We start from the raw sequence: 16,458 nt of genomic DNA on the forward strand, positions 1-16,458 counted from the left end.
CAAAACGCCGAGTTTAACGATTCGTTAATTAAAGGGCGAGGGCGGCACTTAACCCCTGCTGGGTGTGCGTCTGGCGTGCCGCGGCATGATGGGCGCATGTCTTCTTTGTCTGTTCTGGATCTTTCGCCCATCACGCAAGGCAGCGATGCGGCCACCTCGTTTGCGCGCTCGCTCGACTTGGCCCGGCACGCCGAGCAACTGGGTTACCAGCGCTACTGGCTGGCCGAACACCACGGCATGCCGGGCATTGCCAGTGCGGCCACGGCCGTGCTGATCGGGCACATTGCGGGCGGCACGCGCCACATCCGGGTGGGGGCCGGCGGCATCATGCTGCCCAACCATGCGCCGCTGCAGGTGGCCGAGCAGTTCGGGACGCTGGCGGCGTTGCATCCGGGGCGCATCGACCTGGGCCTCGGGCGTGCGCCCGGCTCCGACCCCGCGACAGCCCGCGCGCTGAGGCGGCATCTGCAGACGGACCCAGACGCCTTCGACCGCGACGTGCTGGAGCTGCAGGCCTACTTTGCGGGGCGGCGCCCGTTTGGCGTGCGGGCAGTGCCGGGCGAGGGGGCCGACGTGCCGCTCTGGATTCTCGGCTCGAGCCTGTATGGCGCGCAGATGGCGGCGCGCTTCGGCCTGCCCTACGCGTTCGCGTCGCACTTCGCGCCCGCGCAGATGCTCGATGCCATCGCACTGTATCGGCGGTTGTTCCAGCCGTCTGCGGTGCTCGACAAGCCGCGTGTGATGCTGGGCGTGAATGCGTTCGTGGCGGACACGGAGGCCGAGGCGCGTCTGCTGATGACGTCGCTGGAACAGGCCTTTGTGGCCTTGCGATCCGGGCAGCCCATGCCGTTGCCGCCGCCTCAGGCCGGCTTCACGGACAGCCTTCCTCCATCCGCGCGAGCCACGCTGGAGGGTGTGCTCGCCTGCAGTGTGGTCGGCACGCCGGATCAGGCCGCAAGCCAGTTGCGCGCGCTGGCCGAGCGCACTGGGGCCGACGAGTTCATGGTCACCGCGCAGATCTTCGACCACGAAGCGCGATGCCGCTCGTTCGCGCTGCTGATGGAGGCGTGGACGGCCTGACGGAGACTTTCCCCGAGGCAAAAGACCCTGCTGAATACGGCACAATAGATCGCCCGGTTTGTGCGGGTGCCATTCATCAAACGTCACAATGAACAAGACCGATCTGATCCAACGTCTGGCCGACCAGCACGAGCTGTCGAAGGCTGAAGCCGGCCGCATCCTGGAGACCCTGCTCGACACCGTGGTCGGTGCCGTCAAGAAGGGTGAAGCTGTCACGATCCCGGGTTTCGGTTCGTTCAAGCAGCATGCCCGCCCGGCCCGCAACGGCGTGAACCCCAGCACCGGCGCCAAGATCAAGATCGCTGCCGCCAAGCTGCCGAAGTTCACCCCGGGTGCCTCGTTCAAGGCCGCCGTGGATCCGAAGGCCGCCGCCCGCAAGGCTGGCGCCAAGGCCGAAGCCAAGCCGGCTGCCAAGAAGGCCGTTGCCAAGAAGGCTGCGGCCAAGCCTGCTGCCAAGAAGGCCGCCAAGAAGTAAGAGGCCTTGCGCCTGAATGGCAAAACGGCTCCCCGCGGGGAGCCGTTTTGCTTGGGAGCCGCTGTTGTGGATCAGAAGCGGTGGAGGATGCCGAGCTGCATGGCCTTCAGGCGCTGGCCATTGACGTCGGCGGCTTCGAAGTTTGGCAGCACGGCGGCCGAGCCGGACAGCACGAAGCCGCCGTTGCGGTCGTTGCTCAGCACCTCGCCCATCGCGTACAGCGTGGTCCGCTTCGACAGGTCATAGAACGCGCCGAGCGACGCGCCGGTGGCGCCTTCCTTGGCGTTTGAGGTGTCGTAGATGCGGCCGACCATGCCGCCGACACGCAGGGCGGTCGAGACGCGGTAATCGGCCGACAACTGCACGACGTTGTGGAAGCGGTTTGCGTCGGTTGCCGTGCCTGCGGCGCCGGACACCAGCGTGCCCGTGGCGCCTAGCAGCAGTCCGGCGTTGTTGCCCTGGAGCGGGCCGCTGGCCGAGTCCGTGGTGGCGTTGCTACGGATTACCGATGCGTACACCTTGCCTTGCCCGTAGTCGTAGTTCGCGTACAGGTTGTCGAACACGATGGTGCGGCCCACAGCCGAGTTGGCGGCCGGTCGGGCGCGCACGCCGGTGAAGCCCGCACGAACCGGGCCGTTGGCGTAGTCGACGGCGAACTGCCACACGGCCTTGCTGGAGGGGCTGCCGCTGCCTTGTTCACCGGGCGCGAAGTGCGCCTCGATCACGAAGCCGGCCACGCGGGGGGAGATGTACGCCAGGTCGTTGTCGTAACGCGCGGTGAGGGCATACCAGTTGGCCAGCGAGCCGAGCGTGCGGGCGCTGTAGTCGATGTCGGCGCTGCGGACGAAGGCGACGGAGTTCTGGCGGCCGGCGCGGAACTCGCCGTAGGGCGTAGCCAGGCCCACCCAGGCCTGGCGGTCAAAAAAGCGCGTGCTGTCGTTCTGCTTGCCGGAGTCGGCATACAGACCGTGCTCGAGGTTGAACTTCACGGCCAGGCCACCGCCGAGGTCTTCGGTGCCACGAAAGCCCAGGCGGCTGCGCATCAGGGCGCCGTCGTTCAGCGAGGTCAGGCTTTTGCCCGAGCTGCTCTTCATGTAATTCAGATACTGGTCCAGCGTGCCGTACAGCGTCACGTTGCTGGTCTGCGCATGGGTGGCTGCGGCGCTCAGGGCCAGGGCCGCGGGCAAGACGGCGCGAGAGAAGGGCTTGTTCATGGGGTGTCTCCTGGTGTCGGGCGCAGGCGCGCCCTGCCGGGTGCAGCGGGTGACCCGGATCGGTGTGGTGAGGGAAAGGGGCAGCCCTCTTGGGATTGCCCGGGCACCGGGGGAGCGCCACGGCTCCCCCACGGCGCAGGCCGATCAGGCGGCCGAGGTGACGAGCTTGGGCTGGCCGGTGCGACGAGCCTGCTGGCGCAGGGCGAAGACGATCATCGCGACGGTGGCCACGGCACCGGGGATGGCGAAGGCCAGGAAGTTGGCCTGCAGCGGCAGTTCGGCGGCCAGCAGGGCACCACCCAGGATCGGGCCCACGATGGCGCCGTTGCGGCCGATGCCGGAGGCCCAGCCGAGGCCTGTGGAGCGGATGCTCATCTCGTAGAACTGGGCGCCCAGTGCGTACAGCAGGATCTGCGTGCCGATGGTCGTGGCGCCGGCGATGGCGATCAGGATGTACAGCACTTCGGTGGAGCTCTTGTAGCCCAGCAGGCTGATGGAGGTGGCGGCGATGGCGAAGAACACCGCCAGCACGCGCGGCATGTTCATCTTGTCGCTCAGCCAGCCGCCGCCGACGGCGCCGAAGATCGCGCCGAGGTTGAGCACCAGCAGGAAGCTCAGCGAAGAGCCCAGGCCGTATCCGGCCTTGGTCATCAGCTTGGGCAGCCAGGAGGCCAGCGCGTAGACCATCAGCAGGCAGCAGAAGAAGGCGACCCACAGCATCAGTGTCTGCAGGGCGCGGCCGTCACCGAAGAGCTGGAGCACGTTGCCGCCCTTGGCCTTGCCGGCCGGAGCGGCCAGCTGGTCGCCGGCCTTCATCTTGAAGGTGGGCTCGACGCGGGACAGCACCGCGGCGGCTTCCTCCGTGCGGCCTTCCTTGACCATGAAGCCGACCGACTCGGGCAGGAACTTCATGATGAGGGGCAGCAGCAGCAGGGGGATGCCGGCGATGTAGAAGACCGATTGCCAGCCATAGCTGGGCAGCAGCACCATGCCGAGGCCGGCCGACAGCATGCCGCCGACGGAGTAGCCGCTGAACATGATGGCCACCAGCGTGCTGCGGATTTTCTGGGGGGCGTACTCGCTCATCATCGCGACCACGTTGGGCATGACGCCGCCGATGCCGAGTCCGGCGATGAAGCGACAGATGCCGAACTCGGTGGGGTTGGTCGTGAAGCCGTTCAAGACGGTGAAGCCACTGAACAGGATCACGCAGATCGTGATGGCCTTCTTGCGGCCGATGCGGTCGGACAGCGGGCCGAAGATGAGGGCGCCGGCCATCATGCCGAACAGGGCATAGCTGCCGAGCGCACCGGCCTGCAGCGGGGTGAGGTTCCATTCCTTCATCAGCACGGGCAGGGCCACGCCATAGATGACGAGGTCATAGCCGTCGAAGATGATGATGAGGGCGCACCAGAAGAGCACCGTCCAGTGAAAGCGGTTGAACCGCGCCTGGTCGATGACCTTGGATACATCGATGTTGTTCATTTTGTCTCCACCATGAGGGGTAGGGGTTGCTCGAGAGCGCCCGGCGCGGGAGGGCCACGCGGGCGGAGGGGAAAGAGCGGGTGGCTCGTGGACCGAGCCTGTGGTTCTTGTGAGAGATGTGGGGCGGTTCAGCCCATGTCGCCACCACCGATCGGCAGCACGACGCCGGTGATGTACGAGGCCTCATCCGAGGCGAGGAAAAGGATGGCGCCGACCTGTTCGTCGATCGTGCCGTAGCGCTTCATCAGGCTCGACGACTTGGTCTGGTCGACGATTTGCTGATACCAGACCTTCTCCTGTTCGGTCTGTTCGGCGGTGTTGCGCGGGATGCGGCGCGGCGGGGCTTCGGTGCCGCCCGGGGCTGTGGCGTTCACACGCACGCCGCGTTCGGCGGTCTCGAAGGCCAGGCAGGCCGTGAGTGCGTTGACGCCGCCCTTGGCTGCGCCATAGGGCACACGGTTGACGCCGCGCGTGGCGATCGACGAGACGTTGACGATGGCGCCCTGGCCCTGCTCGAGCATGATCGGCAGGGCCGCGTGGCAGCACCACAGCGTCGGGAACAACGAGCGGCGCACTTCGGCCTCGATCTCGTGCTCGGCGTAGTGCTCGAAGGGCTTGGCCCAGATCGTGCCGCCGACGTTGTTGACGAGGATGTCGATGCGGCCGAAGTGGCGCACGGCCTCGGCCATCACGCGCTCGCAATCGGCGTTGCGTTCGAGGTCGGCCGTGAGGGTGAGGATGCGGTCGGCCGCGCCGGGCAGCTCGCGCAGCTCGTGCACGATCTCGGCACGGTCGACGGCCACGATGCGGCCACCTTCGGCCAGCATGCGCTCGACGACGCCGCGGCCGATGCCCTGCGCAGAGCCGGTGACGACGGCCACCTTGCCTTGGAAACGGGGTGTCATGGTGGGCTCCCGTTCAGGCGCTGGCTGCGAACTTCTCGTAATAGAAGTTGGCCGGCTGGATGCCGCGTTCGCGGATGAAGTGGCTCACGGCTTCGACCATCGGAGGCGGGCCGCACAGGTAGATGTCGACCTCGCCTTCGTTGAGGTGCTTGGGCTCGATGTGCTGAGTCACGTAGCCCTTGTGGGGATACGGGCTGTCGGCGTTCGCCACGCACGCGGTGAACGTGAAGTTGGGGATGCGGGCAGCAAACGCTTCGAGCTTGTCCATCTCGACCAGGTCGGCGTCGTTGGTGACGCCGTAGATCAGGTGCAGCGGGTGGGCGCTGCCTTCCTCTGCGATCTTCTCGAGCATCGCGGTGAAGGGCGCCAGGCCGGTGCCGCCGGCCAGCAGCAGCAGCGGGCGCTTGATCTCGCGCAGGTAGAAGCTGCCCAGCGGGCCGGCCAGGGACATGGCGTCGCCCTGCTTGGCCAGGCTGGTGAGGAAGGAGCTCATCAGCCCGCCCGGCACGTTGCGGATCAGGAAGGAGACCTCGCCGTTGCGCGGCATCGAGCTGAAGGAGTAGGCGCGGGTCTGGTCGCTGCCGGGCACTTTCAGGTTCACGTACTGACCAGGCAGGAAGGCAAGCTTGTTGAGCGCATCACCCTGCAGGCTCAGCGAGATGGTGCTGGGCGAGAGCTGGCGCACTTCCTTGATGGCGGCGTCGAACTCGGCCTGCTGGGTGCGGCACACGGCCGACGAGGCGGGCACGCGCACCACGCAGTCGCTCTGCGCGCGCATCTGGCAGGTCAGCACGTAGCCCTGTTTGGCTTCGTCGTCGCTGAGGGCGTCGTCGATGTACTCGCCCATCGTGTACTGGCCCGATTCGGCAAAGCACTTGCAGGTGCCGCAGGCGCCGTCACGGCAATCGAGGGGGATGTTCACGCCCTGGCGGTAGGCCGCATCGGCGACCGTCTCGGTGGCGTTGGCTTCGATGAAACGGGTGAGACCGTCTTCGAACTGGAGGGCAATCTGGTGAGGCATGAGGGGGACCTCCGTGATGAGTGAGGCCCCTGGCGCGCGGTGCACGGCAGGGGCAGCAGACTCAGATGTGGTAGACGTCGACGACGTGGCGGATGTAGTCGTTCTTCAGCACGACCACCTTGCGCTTGATCAGCGGCTGGCCGCTGGTCAGGTCGATCGTGTAGTGCGAGGTGCCGAAGTAGCTGTCCGTGGTGTGGTAGCGGTAGCTCAGGGTGTGCCAGTTGAAGCGCACCTCGAGTTGCTCGCCCTGGTGGGACACGATCTCCACGTTGTGGATGTTGTGGCCGGTGCGGGGCTCGGGCGTGCTGGCCGCGGAGCGCTCGGTCTTGATGCGGAAGACACGGTCTTCCAGGCCGCCGCGGTTCGCGTAGTAGATCAGCGAGATCTCGGACTGCGGGTCGCGTGTCAGCTCGCCGTCGTCGTCCCACGAGGGCATCCAGAACTCGGCGGCCGGGTGGTAGCAGGTCAGCCACTCGTCCCACTGCTTGTCGTCCAGCAGACGGGCTTCGCGGTACAGAAAGGCCTGGACTTGTTCGATGGTCATGCTCATGGTGGGCCTCACGCTTTCTTGGCTTGTTCGGCTTCCGCCGCGATGGCACGCTGCATGGTCTCCATCCAGTGGCGGTGCTGCTCGGTGTAGAGGCCTTCGTCTTCTGTCTTCACGCCGCTGAGCAGCGGCTTCAGGTCGATCTGCTGGGCTGCGGCATCGGGGCCGTGAACCCAGTGCGTGGCGCCGCGGCACATGTCGTTCCACTCCAGCGCGATGCCGGCGTAGCCCTGCTGGCACGCGCGGAACTCTTCCAGGTCGTCCGGCGTGGCCATGCCGGTGGCGTTGAAGAAGTCTTCGTACTGGCGGATGCGGCGGGCGCGGGCCTCGGGGGCTTCACCCTTGGGCGCAATGCAGTAGATGGTGACTTCCGTCTTGTCGACCGAGATGGGACGCAGCACGCGGATCTGCGAGCTGAACTGGTCCATCAGATAGACGTTGGGATACAGGCACAGGTTGCGCGAGTGGTTGATCATCCAGTCCGCGCGGGCTTCGCCGCAGCGCTGCACCAGCTCGTCACGCGCCTTGAAGTTGGGGCGGTCTTCGGGGTTGGCCCACTTCGTCCACAGCAGCATGTGGCCGTTTTCGAACGAGTAGAAGCCGCCGCCGTTCTTGGCCCAGCTGCCTGCGTCCATCGCCTTGATGGTGTCGCCGGCTTCGGACTGCTTGCGGTGGTTGGTGGTGGCCGCATAGTTCCAGTGCACCGAGGTGACGTGGTAGCCGTCGGCGCCGTTCTCGGCCTGGATCTTCCAGTTGGCATCGAAGGTGTAGGTCGACGAGCCGCGCAGCACTTCCAGTCCTTCGGGCGACTGGTCCACGATCATGTCGATGATCTTGGTCGACTCGCCGAGGAACTCGGTCAGCGGGGCCACCTCCGGGTTCAGGCTGCCGAACAGGAAGCCGCGGTAGCTCTCGAAGCGCGCCACCTTCTTCAGGTCGTGGCTGCAGTCCTTGTTGAAGGACTCTGGGTAGCCGGCGTCGGTGCCGTCCTTGACCTTCAGCAGCTTGCCGCTGTTGTTGAACGTCCAGCCGTGGAAGGTACAGGTGAAATTGGCCTTGTTGCCCTTCTTCAGGCGGGCCAGCGTGGCGCCACGGTGCGAACAGGCATTGATGATGGCGTTGAGCTCACCGGCCTTGTTGCGCGTGATCATGATCGGCTGGCGGCCGATGTAGGTCGTGAGGTAGTCGTTCGGGTTCGGGATCTGGCTTTCGTGGGCGAGGTAGATCCAGTTGCCCTCGAAGATGTGCTTCATCTCGAGGTCGAACAGCTCCTGGTCGGTGAACGCACTGCGGTGCAGTTTGTAGATGTGCTGGTCCTTGTCCTCGACCAGCATGCCGTCGAGGCGCTCGCGAACCGCGTCCAGCGGGGTGGGGTTGCTCATGGTGGGCTCCGGTCGAAGGGGTCAGGCGGCAGCGCGGGGACGAGCGAAGTCGGTGGCCGGCACGGCGGCGGCTTCGGCGTGCACGGTGAAGTCGAAGTCGATCTGCAGGAAGGGGCCGGTCAGGTCGTACTGGGCGGCCGCAGCGGCGTCGTCCACCTTCTTGACTGCGGGCACCAGGCCTTCACGCGTGCCGAAGGCAAAGTCGTCCCACAGGTGCGGATCGTTCTCGATGTTGATCTGCGTGGTCAGCTTGCGGCAGCCCGGGGCGGTCACGAAGAAGTGGATGTGGGCCGGGCGATGGCCGTGGCGGCCCAGGGCCTGCAGCAGGCGGTCGGTCGAGCCACCGGGGGGGCAGCTGTAGCCCACGGGCAGGATGCTGCGGAAGGCGTAGCGGCCTTCGGCGTCGGTGATGATGGTGCGGCGCAGGTTGAAGGCGCTCTGCGTCTTGTCGAAATACGAGTAGTTGCCCAGGTGGTTGGCGTGCCAGACCTCGACCTTGGCGCCGGCCACGGGCTTGCCGTCGGCGGTGCGCACCACGCCCTGCATGATCACGGTTTCGCCGGGGGTGGCGCCGTCATCCAGGCGGGCAAAGCCCTGGGCCACCGGGGCGCCGGCCACGTACAGCGGGCCTTCGATGGTGCGGGGGGTTCCGCCGACCAGACCGGCCTTGGCTTCGGCCTCGTCCATGCGCAGGTCCAGGAAGTGTTCGATGCCGATGCCCGGGGCGATCAGGCCCAGTTCGCCGTTGCGACCGGCCTCGCTCAGGAAGTTCAGGCCTGCCCAGAACTCTTCGGGCTGGATGTCCAGTTCGTCGATCTGGATCATCAGGTCACGGATCATGCGCGTCACGATGGTCTTGACGCGGGCGTTGCCGGGGCCGGTGACGCCGGTGGTGCTGATGCGTTCGATGAGGGCGTCGATGGTCTTCTTGTCCATGATGGTCTCCTGAAGGACGGCGTGGGGGAGGCAGTCAGTCCGGATTTCCGATGTGAAACCGACTGCAAGTGGCGCGATCTTAGGAAGAGACCTTGTCGGGTGTCCAAGATGGTTTTAGACTCGTTCCATATCCGAAAGGTATGGAATGGAATTGCGCCATCTTCGGTACTTTGTGGCCGTCGCCGATGAGCAAAACTTCACGCGGGCGGCTGAAAAGCTTCACATCTCGCAGCCGCCGTTGAGCCGGCAGATTCAGGATCTGGAAGACGAGTTGGGGTTGCCGCTGTTCGAGCGGGGCTCACGGCCGCTGAAGCTGACCGAGGCCGGGCGGTTTTTCTACACCCATGCCACCCGGATGCTGGAGCAGGCGCGCGAGGCCGTCCAGACGACGCGGCGCGTGGCGCACGCAGACAAGCGGCTGGTGATTGGCTTCGTGTCGTCGACGATTTACGGTGCCCTGCCGCGGCTGGTGCGGCTGTTCCGGGCCGAGCGGCCAGGCACCGAGGTGTCGCTGGTGGAAATGTCGACGGTGGACCAGATCGAGGCGCTGAAGGCCGGTCGGATCGATGTCGGCTATGGGCGTATCCGGCTGGAGGATCCCGCCATCAAGCGCGAGGTGCTGCGCGAGGAACAGCTGGTTCTTGCCATACCTTGCGAGCATGAGTTGGCCGAAATCGGACAACCGGTCAGTCTTGCACAGGCGGCCCGTTTCCCCAATCTGGTTTACCCTAGGAAGCCTCGCCCCAGTTTCGCGGACCACGTTTTGTCGATGTTTCGCGACCGCGGTGTGGAGCCAGTCGCGGTGCACGAGGTGCAGGAAATCCAGACCGCCCTGGGCCTGGTTGCTTCGGGCATGGGGCTGTGCGTGGTGCCCACCGGCGTGCAGCGCCTGCGGCCGGACGAGGTGGTCTACCGACCGTTTTCCGAGCCGGGCATGGTGTCCCCCATCATCATGAACACCCGGTTGCATGACCAGTCCGACGACATCCTGCTGCTGCGCAGGCTGATCGATGACATCTACCGGGCGCAGGCCGAGGAGCGGCGCCGCGCGGAGGAACTGGCCACGCAGGCGCGCCTCGGCATCGAGGGTGACCCGGCTGCGTTGATTTGAGCGTCGGAACGGGCCGCGTCAGCCGGGTGTTTGCCGGGTGCGCGGGTGGTTCACGAGGCAGGTGAGCGAGCCGAGGGCGACCCCCCAGAAGGCTGAGCCCAGCCCGAGGAAGCTCACCCCGGAGGCCGTGGCGAGGAAGGTGAGGATGGCCGCCTCGCGGTGGGGTTCGTCCGTCACGGCGCCCAGCACATTGCTGGTGATGGCGCCCGTCAGGGCCAGCCCTGCCAGCACCGCCACAAAGGGCCCGGGCAGCACGGCGAACAGCCAGACGATGAGGCCGCCGAAGGTGCCGCCGATGAGGTAGAACAGCCCGTTGGCGAGGCCGGCCACGTAGCGGCGACGCGGATCCTCGTGCGCATCGCGCCCGGTGCACAGCGCCGCCGTGATGGCCGCCAGCACGGTCGTGATGCCGCCGAAGAACGCGGTGAAGACCGACACGGCACTGGTGGCGGCAATGATGGGGCGGGCCTCGAGCCGGTAGCCCGCCGCGTGCAGGATGGCCATGCCGGGCATGAACTGACCGGACAGGCTCACCAGCACGAGCGGGATCGCCAGACTGAAGGTGGCCGACCATGACCACGCGGGCGCCGTGAACACCGGCAACGTGGGGCGCAGATCGAGCGCAGGCCACGGCGCGTGCGGCTGCAGCACCGTGAGGACCAGGCCCAGCGCGAGCACCAGCACCATGTGATAGCGCGGCCAGCGGCGCTTGAACAGGAGGTAGCCGACCACCATGGCCGCCGTCAGCAGGGGCAGCGCCTCCATGGATTTGAAGGCGCGCAGTCCGAACTGGAAGAGGATGCCGGCCATCATGCCGTAGGCGACGCCCCTGGGAATCAGACGCATCAGCCGGTCGAACATGCCTGTGATGCCGATCAGGCCGATGAGCACTGCGGCGACAAGGTAGGCGCCCACCACTTCGTCCAGCGGCATGGCGGGAAAAAGCGTGACCAGCAGCGCCGTGCCGGGCGCCGACCAGGCCGTGATGACCGGCGCCTTGAACCACCAGCTCAACGCAATGCCCGAAACCGCTGCACCGATGGAGATCGCCCACACCCAGGAGGCGACGATATCGGGCGGCACCATGCCCACCTGGGCCGCCTGAAAGAGGATGAGCAGCGGGCCGGCATAGGACACGAGCACGGCGAGGAAGCCTGCAGCGAGGGCAGAAAAGGACCAGTCTTGGCGAAGCATCGGGCGTGTCATGAGTGATCGCGCGATTCTCCGGTTCACACCTGCTTGATCAAGCCGTCCGGTGTGAGCACACTGTTCGGCCACCGCAAACAATCCCAAAAAGGCATGGACCGATTTCAGGCAATGCACCTGTTCGTGCGCATCGTGAACCTGGGCAGTTTCACGAAGGCGGCGACCGAGCTGGACATCCCCCGCGCGACGGCCACGCAGACCATCAAGCAGCTGGAGGCCCGACTGGGGGTGCGACTGCTGACCCGCACGACCCGGCATGTGGCCCCGACCGAAGAGGGCCTGGCCTATCACCAGCGCTGCACGGCCATCCTGTCCGACCTCGAACGCACCGAGCAGGCCTTCACCGAGTCTGCGCTCAGGCCGCAGGGAAGGCTGCGGATCGACCTGTCGGGCACGCTCTGGCGGCACGTGCTGGCGCCGATGCTGCCCGAGTTTTGCGAGCGGCATCCCCGCATCACGGTCGATGTCAGCGTGCAGGACCGCCGGGCTGACCTCGTGAAGGAGGGCGTGGACTGCGCCTTGCGCATCGGCGCGCTGCAGGACTCAGCGCTGGTGGGCCGACGGCTGACCGACCTCCTGCAACTGACCTGCGCCAGCGCGGGGTATGTGGCGAGGCATGGCCGCCCGGGCTCACCCGATGAGCTGGCGGCGCATCGCATGGTGGGGTATGTCTCGGCCAGTTCCGGCAAGGCGCTTCCGCTCGAGTTCCAGGTGGAGGGGCGGCTGGCCGCAGTCACCTTGCCCGCGACCGTGTCGGTGCACAACGGTGATGCTTATGTGGCGGCCGGGGAGGCCGGGTTCGGGCTGATTCAGGTGCCCTATTACCACGTGCAGCGGCAACTGGAGTCGGGCGCTTTGGTCGAGCTGCTGCCGCGACACCGGCCGCCCAGCCTGCCGCTGTCGGTGCTGTACCCGGCGCAGCGCCATTTGCCGCTGCGCGTGCGGGTGTTTGTCGACTGGTTGTCGGGGCGCCTGGCCGCAACGCCGCCGGTGGAGCCGATTTTCGGGTGACCGATATGCCCGGATGTGTCGGCCCTGAAATAGGGCGGGAGAGTGGCTGGAATATCCCGGCATATCCGGCTTGCCGGGTGGTGGGGGCGGTGGTGAAATGGTGTTCTGCAGTCTTGAGAAACCCGTTTTGCCATGCCGATCACCGTGCCCCGATTTTCCTTTGTCACCCCAAAAAGGGCGGCGCGCCACGGTATTCGGGCGGCGGGCTGCGGCGCCCTGCTGGCACTGTCGGGTTGCAGCCTGCTGAGCATCAGTCCGACGGTCGAGGTGGTCAAGGCGGCCGGACTGGCGGCCAGCAACGTGCTGCACACGGCGCCGACCTCGGCGCGCGATGTCGTCTGGCACCCGCACCCGGCTTACGACAACCTGTGCATCGAGCTCAACCGGGTGGCGCACCCACATGACGTGGTGCCGTCCATCCAGGCGGAGCTGGCCGCGTTGGGCGTGCAGAGCCGGGTGTACGAGGCCAGCGGTGTGCCGTTCACCTGCCGGGTGGTTCTGAGCTACACCGCCTTCATCCAGTGGGAGGTGCCGACTTTCGGGACCGACGCGGAGCCCTATCTGGCAATGGCCTCGCTGACCGTGCGCGAGCAGGGGCGCGTGCTGGCCAACGCCAGCTTCGCGCTGGATGCAATGGGATTCGGCAAGTGGGCGGCCACCCGCAGCAAGCTGGCGCCGCTGGTGCGGGCCGTGGTGCGAGGCCCCGATGGCGGGGCGGTGGCGAAGGTCGCCGGCGGCTGATTCAAGGGCGATGGCGCCACAGGGCGCCCCGTGTCACCAGACGCTGAGCGCGTTGGTCAGCACCCGCTGGATCCAGGTGCGCGACGAAGCCTCGGCCACATCACCGCGCCCGAGTTGCTCGAGCCGGGCGTCGACCACATCGCGCGACGACACGATGCCGCCGAGCTGGATGTCCTTCGGGTTGACGATGCCCGAAAAGCGCAGGGTGCTGGCGCCGCCGTTGAACACCATGTTCTTTTCGCCGGCCACCACGAGGTGACCGTTGGGCAGCACGTTGATGACCTGCGCTGCCAGCCTGCCGGTGAAGGCGCTGCTGTGCTCGGTCTTGCCGTCTCCGGCAAAGCTGTCGCTGCCCGAGGCGGACGCATCTGCATTGAGCAGGCTCTTCACGAAGCCGTTCTGGCCGCCGCCGCCCGGCCCCTTGACCGCCACGCTGTTGGCGCGCTTCGCCTCGGTGTTGACCTTGCTGCGTGCGCTCAGCTGCTCGGCGATGTCAATCTTGATGGTGTCTCCGATGTTGGACGGGCGCTTCTCGTCCTGAAACAGCCAGCTGCTCGCGCCCGCCTGGTAAAGGGAGCCGGTCGGCACGCGCTCGACGTAGGTCGGCGGCGTCATGGGGCGGACTGCAGTGGGGCTCTGCACCAGGGGGCTGCTGCACCCACCCAGCGCGGTCGCGGCCACCAGAGCCAGTCTGCAGGCAGCGCCCGGGGGAAGGCGACGGACCTGCCGCGGGTGGCCCGGGTTGCACGGCTGGGAGGCGGGCTGAGACGGCACAGAGTGCTCCTGGAAAATGGCGATGGGAAAAGTATAGAAATCGGCCCTGTGTCGGTGTCGACAGAAATGTGAATCTGCGTGAAGAAACGGTTTCAAGCGGGGTGAAAATGGCTGAATAATTTCCTGATGACCGGATAAGCGTCGCGTGGGTGGGGCAATATCGGGGCGTGTCGAAATATGTCCTTGTGTGTCAGCTTCATTTCTCCAGGTAAATCGCGCGGATATTCGCATTCATACCCGTGGATCACGCGATGGGGCGCGTCGATAAGCTTTGAACGTCGGTCCGATGTGACCTCATCGAAGAAAGCCACCATGAATGCAACGCACACCCGGATCGGGTCAATGTCCACGCCCCCGCTTCACGCACCCACCAGCCCCCGCGCGGCTCAGGCCGAGTCGGGTGCAAGCCTCGGCCCGGTGCTGGACACCACCGCCTCCACGGTCGACCTCATCAGCGATGCTGCCCGACTGGCGTACGACAGGAGCCTGAAGGATGCGGCGTCCGTCGGCGAAGCCCTGGGCGCGGCCCTGCATGCCGTGGAAGACACCTACGCGTCGGCGGTGCGCACGGCCCACGGGGCGTGTGATGCGCTTGTCCACTCGGTCGAGGGCGCCTACGACACGGTGGCCACAGGCCTTGAGGATGCCGCGGACGCCGTCGGCGATGGCCTGGCGGCAGTCGCCGACACCGTCGACAACGCGGTCGGCACCGTGGCCGGCTACGCCGTGGGCGGCCTGAAGATGGCTGGGGCGGTTCTCAATCTGCAGGCATGAAGCCCCCCTGCGGACAGGGGCACTGACGCCGCGCAATCTGGCTGACGTGCGCCCGTCATCGGGGCTGGCTATGCTTGCGACATGAACGCCTTCACCAGCCAGACCTTCGACCAGATCGCCATTGGCGCCAGCCTGACCCAGCGGCACACCGTCACACGCGATGAGGTGTCGCTGCTGGCGCTGGTGTCCGGCGAGGTCAACGCCTTCGGCCCCCAGCGCGACGAGGCCAACGCCACCGCACCCGTGTGCGAGGGCGTCAGCGCCGAGGCCCTGGTGCACGCGCTCCTGAAGCGGCGTCTGCCCGGCCCCGGGACCGTCATCATCTCGCATGACCTGCATTTCGATGGGCATGTCGAGGTGGGCGATGAGCTCGAGGCGCAGCTGTCCGTCGTGGACAAGCGGTCGCCCGACGAACTGGTGATCGCCTGTGCCGTGCGGCGGGGGGGCGACACGGTGCTGGAAGGCAGCATGACCGTGCGGGCGCCCGCCCAGGCCATCACGGTGGACCAGCGCGACACCCCCTCGGTCATCCTGCGTCGCAACGATGTCTTCGCCCGCCTGATCCAGGCCTGCGCCGGCCTGCCCCCGGCCCGCTGTGCCGTGGTGCACCCGTGCGATGCGGGCTCGCTGGGCGGCGCCATCGAATCGGCCCGGCTGGGCCTGATCGAACCCGTGCTCGTCGGCCCGCGTGCGCGCATTGAAGCGGTGGCCCAGGCCGAGAACCTCGACATCACACCTTACCGGGTCATCGACGTGGCGCACAGCCATGCCGCCGCCGACACGGCCGTGGCGCTGGCTCGCGACGGCGAAGTCCAGTCGCTGATGAAGGGCAGCCTGCACACCGACGAGCTCATGGGCGCCGTGGTGGCCGGCCTGCGCACCGAGCGCCGCATCAGCCACGTCTTCGTGCTGGATGTGCCGGCCTATCCGCGCATGCTGCTGGTGACGGATGCGGCCATCAACATCGCCCCCACCATCCAGGAAAAGGTCCACATCGTGCAGAGCGCCATCGACCTGGCGCAGGTGCTGGGCGTGCCCACGCCCAAGGTGGCGATCCTGGCGGCGGTCGAGACCGTCAACCCCGCCATGCCCGCCACCGTGGATGCCGCCATGCTGTGCAAGATGGCCGACCGCGGTCAGATCACCGGCGGGCTGGTGGACGGCCCGCTGGCCTTCGATAACGCCGTGAGCGTGGAAGCCGCGCGCACCAAGGGCATTGTTTCGCCGGTGGCGGGGCAGGCCGACATCCTGGTCGTGCCCAACCTCGAAGCCGGCAACATGGTGGCCAAGCAGCTGCAATACCTGGCGGGCGCCGACAGCGCCGGCATTGTGCTGGGTGCGCGCGTGCCCATCGTGCTGACCAGCCGGGCCGATTCGGTGCGCACGCGCCTGGCCTCGGCCGCGGTGATGCAGTTGCTGGCGCAGGCGCAGGCCCGTGCGCGGAGCGTCAGCGGCAAGGCCCCGGCTGCCTGAGTCCGTTCAATCGTCCGACCCCGAGGAGCGCCACACGATGTCCAATGCGATTGCCGTCTTCAACGCCGGTTCGTCCAGCCTGAAGTTCTCGGTGTTCGAGGCCCGCGGCCTGCAGCCCCTGTTGCACGGCCAGATCGAGGGGCTGGGCAGCGCACCGCACCTGGTGCTCAAGGCGCCCGACGGCGCTGTGCTCGAAGAACAGCGCTGGGGCGGTGATGCGGCGGCCGCGCACGACGCCGATCGCGAGCATGAGCAGGCGCTGACGGGGCTGCTGGAGCGGATGCCCGCCCACCTGCAAGGCCACGCCCTGTGCGCGGCTGGAC

16 protein-coding genes and 1 pseudogene are annotated in these 16,458 nt (G+C 67.0%); 8 read left to right on the plus strand and 9 right to left on the minus strand.

What is annotated here, in order from left to right; translation table 11 throughout:
* Positions 1-96 precede the first annotated feature (96 nt).
* Complete coding sequence (locus Q0Z44_RS01645; protein ID WP_298009237.1) at positions 97-1,080, plus strand: LLM class flavin-dependent oxidoreductase; 984 nt, start codon at positions 97-99, stop codon at positions 1,078-1,080.
* Positions 1,081-1,168: 88 nt separating this feature from the next.
* Positions 1,169-1,555, plus strand: coding sequence for an HU family DNA-binding protein (locus tag Q0Z44_RS01650; RefSeq protein ID WP_109037593.1), 387 nt, complete (start codon positions 1,169-1,171; stop codon positions 1,553-1,555).
* Between the two features lie 71 nt (positions 1,556-1,626).
* Here the strand turns inward: Q0Z44_RS01650 and Q0Z44_RS01655 are convergent, their stop codons facing one another.
* The 7 genes from Q0Z44_RS01655 to catA form a co-directional block, all read right to left on the minus strand.
* Entirely contained in the window at positions 1,627-2,769 is a 1,143-nt protein-coding gene (locus Q0Z44_RS01655) for a porin (RefSeq protein ID WP_298009242.1), read from the minus strand.
* A 144-nt stretch (positions 2,770-2,913) separates the two neighbouring features.
* Positions 2,914-4,254: an aromatic acid/H+ symport family MFS transporter gene (locus Q0Z44_RS01660; RefSeq protein ID WP_298009245.1), complete on the minus strand. Its 1,341-nt coding sequence runs from the start codon at positions 4,252-4,254 to the stop codon at positions 2,914-2,916.
* Between the two features lie 128 nt (positions 4,255-4,382).
* Positions 4,383-5,159: a 1,6-dihydroxycyclohexa-2,4-diene-1-carboxylate dehydrogenase gene (locus tag Q0Z44_RS01665; protein WP_294635545.1), complete on the minus strand. Its 777-nt coding sequence runs from the start codon at positions 5,157-5,159 to the stop codon at positions 4,383-4,385.
* A gap of 13 nt (positions 5,160-5,172) precedes the next feature.
* Entirely contained in the window at positions 5,173-6,180 is a 1,008-nt protein-coding gene (gene benC, locus Q0Z44_RS01670; RefSeq protein ID WP_298009250.1) for a benzoate 1,2-dioxygenase electron transfer component BenC, read from the minus strand.
* A 61-nt stretch (positions 6,181-6,241) separates the two neighbouring features.
* Positions 6,242-6,730, minus strand: a complete 489-nt coding sequence (benB, locus tag Q0Z44_RS01675; protein ID WP_298009253.1) for a benzoate 1,2-dioxygenase small subunit — start codon at positions 6,728-6,730, stop codon at positions 6,242-6,244.
* A gap of 8 nt (positions 6,731-6,738) precedes the next feature.
* Entirely contained in the window at positions 6,739-8,109 is a 1,371-nt protein-coding gene (gene benA / locus Q0Z44_RS01680; RefSeq protein ID WP_298009258.1) for a benzoate 1,2-dioxygenase large subunit, read from the minus strand.
* Positions 8,110-8,130: 21 nt separating this feature from the next.
* A complete protein-coding gene (gene catA / locus Q0Z44_RS01685; RefSeq protein WP_298009261.1) occupies positions 8,131-9,045 on the minus strand; it encodes a catechol 1,2-dioxygenase in 915 nt (304 codons plus the stop codon).
* 145 nt (positions 9,046-9,190) lie between these two features.
* Between catA and Q0Z44_RS01690 the strand changes: the two genes are divergently transcribed.
* Positions 9,191-10,156 (plus strand): LysR family transcriptional regulator, encoded by a 966-nt coding sequence (locus Q0Z44_RS01690; protein ID WP_298009264.1) that lies wholly within the window; start codon positions 9,191-9,193, stop codon positions 10,154-10,156.
* Between the two features lie 18 nt (positions 10,157-10,174).
* Here the strand turns inward: Q0Z44_RS01690 and Q0Z44_RS01695 are convergent, their stop codons facing one another.
* Entirely contained in the window at positions 10,175-11,350 is a 1,176-nt protein-coding gene (locus tag Q0Z44_RS01695) for a benzoate/H(+) symporter BenE family transporter (protein ID WP_298009267.1), read from the minus strand.
* A 105-nt stretch (positions 11,351-11,455) separates the two neighbouring features.
* On the opposite strand from Q0Z44_RS01695, the gene Q0Z44_RS01700 reads away from it, so the two are divergent.
* On the plus strand, positions 11,456-12,373 hold the full coding sequence (locus Q0Z44_RS01700; RefSeq protein WP_298009269.1) for a LysR family transcriptional regulator: 918 nt from the start codon (positions 11,456-11,458) through the stop codon (positions 12,371-12,373).
* Between the two features lie 132 nt (positions 12,374-12,505).
* Complete coding sequence (locus tag Q0Z44_RS01705) at positions 12,506-13,114, plus strand: cell division protein FtsI (protein ID WP_298009271.1); 609 nt, start codon at positions 12,506-12,508, stop codon at positions 13,112-13,114.
* A 33-nt stretch (positions 13,115-13,147) separates the two neighbouring features.
* On the opposite strand, the gene Q0Z44_RS01710 is transcribed toward Q0Z44_RS01705, so the two are convergent.
* The gene (locus tag Q0Z44_RS01710) at positions 13,148-13,729 is read right to left on the minus strand and encodes a flagellar basal body L-ring protein FlgH (RefSeq protein ID WP_298009274.1); all 582 of its coding nucleotides are present in this window, start codon (positions 13,727-13,729) and stop codon (positions 13,148-13,150) included.
* A 501-nt stretch (positions 13,730-14,230) separates the two neighbouring features.
* Here Q0Z44_RS01710 and Q0Z44_RS01715 point away from each other — a divergent pair.
* The 3 genes and pseudogenes from Q0Z44_RS01715 to Q0Z44_RS01725 form a co-directional block, all read left to right on the plus strand.
* On the plus strand, positions 14,231-14,662 hold the full coding sequence (locus Q0Z44_RS01715; protein ID WP_298009277.1) for a hypothetical protein: 432 nt from the start codon (positions 14,231-14,233) through the stop codon (positions 14,660-14,662).
* An 81-nt stretch (positions 14,663-14,743) separates the two neighbouring features.
* Positions 14,744-16,135, plus strand: coding sequence for a bifunctional enoyl-CoA hydratase/phosphate acetyltransferase (locus tag Q0Z44_RS01720; protein ID WP_298009280.1), 1,392 nt, complete (start codon positions 14,744-14,746; stop codon positions 16,133-16,135).
* A gap of 37 nt (positions 16,136-16,172) precedes the next feature.
* A pseudogene (locus tag Q0Z44_RS01725) lies at positions 16,173-16,458 on the plus strand (acetate kinase); the annotation flags it as partial.

The organism is uncultured Aquabacterium sp. (assembly GCF_947366995.1).
In the GTDB taxonomy this organism is placed as follows: domain Bacteria; phylum Pseudomonadota; class Gammaproteobacteria; order Burkholderiales; family Burkholderiaceae_C; genus Aquabacterium.

Coding starts and splice junctions, on each gene's coding strand:
- Q0Z44_RS01645 (WP_298009237.1), top strand. CDS start 97: ATGTCTTCTTTGTCTGTTCTGGATCTTTCGCCCATCACGCAAGGCAGC.
- Q0Z44_RS01650 (WP_109037593.1), top strand. CDS start 1,169: ATGAACAAGACCGATCTGATCCAACGTCTGGCCGACCAGCACGAGCTG.
- Q0Z44_RS01655 (WP_298009242.1), bottom strand. CDS start 2,769: ATGAACAAGCCCTTCTCTCGCGCCGTCTTGCCCGCGGCCCTGGCCCTG.
- Q0Z44_RS01660 (WP_298009245.1), bottom strand. CDS start 4,254: ATGAACAACATCGATGTATCCAAGGTCATCGACCAGGCGCGGTTCAAC.
- Q0Z44_RS01665 (WP_294635545.1), bottom strand. CDS start 5,159: ATGACACCCCGTTTCCAAGGCAAGGTGGCCGTCGTCACCGGCTCTGCG.
- benC (WP_298009250.1), bottom strand. CDS start 6,180: ATGCCTCACCAGATTGCCCTCCAGTTCGAAGACGGTCTCACCCGTTTC.
- benB (WP_298009253.1), bottom strand. CDS start 6,730: ATGAGCATGACCATCGAACAAGTCCAGGCCTTTCTGTACCGCGAAGCC.
- benA (WP_298009258.1), bottom strand. CDS start 8,109: ATGAGCAACCCCACCCCGCTGGACGCGGTTCGCGAGCGCCTCGACGGC.
- catA (WP_298009261.1), bottom strand. CDS start 9,045: ATGGACAAGAAGACCATCGACGCCCTCATCGAACGCATCAGCACCACC.
- Q0Z44_RS01690 (WP_298009264.1), top strand. CDS start 9,191: ATGGAATTGCGCCATCTTCGGTACTTTGTGGCCGTCGCCGATGAGCAA.
- Q0Z44_RS01695 (WP_298009267.1), bottom strand. CDS start 11,350: ATGCTTCGCCAAGACTGGTCCTTTTCTGCCCTCGCTGCAGGCTTCCTC.
- Q0Z44_RS01700 (WP_298009269.1), top strand. CDS start 11,456: ATGGACCGATTTCAGGCAATGCACCTGTTCGTGCGCATCGTGAACCTG.
- Q0Z44_RS01705 (WP_298009271.1), top strand. CDS start 12,506: ATGCCGATCACCGTGCCCCGATTTTCCTTTGTCACCCCAAAAAGGGCG.
- Q0Z44_RS01710 (WP_298009274.1), bottom strand. CDS start 13,729: ATGACGCCGCCGACCTACGTCGAGCGCGTGCCGACCGGCTCCCTTTAC.
- Q0Z44_RS01715 (WP_298009277.1), top strand. CDS start 14,231: ATGTCCACGCCCCCGCTTCACGCACCCACCAGCCCCCGCGCGGCTCAG.
- Q0Z44_RS01720 (WP_298009280.1), top strand. CDS start 14,744: ATGAACGCCTTCACCAGCCAGACCTTCGACCAGATCGCCATTGGCGCC.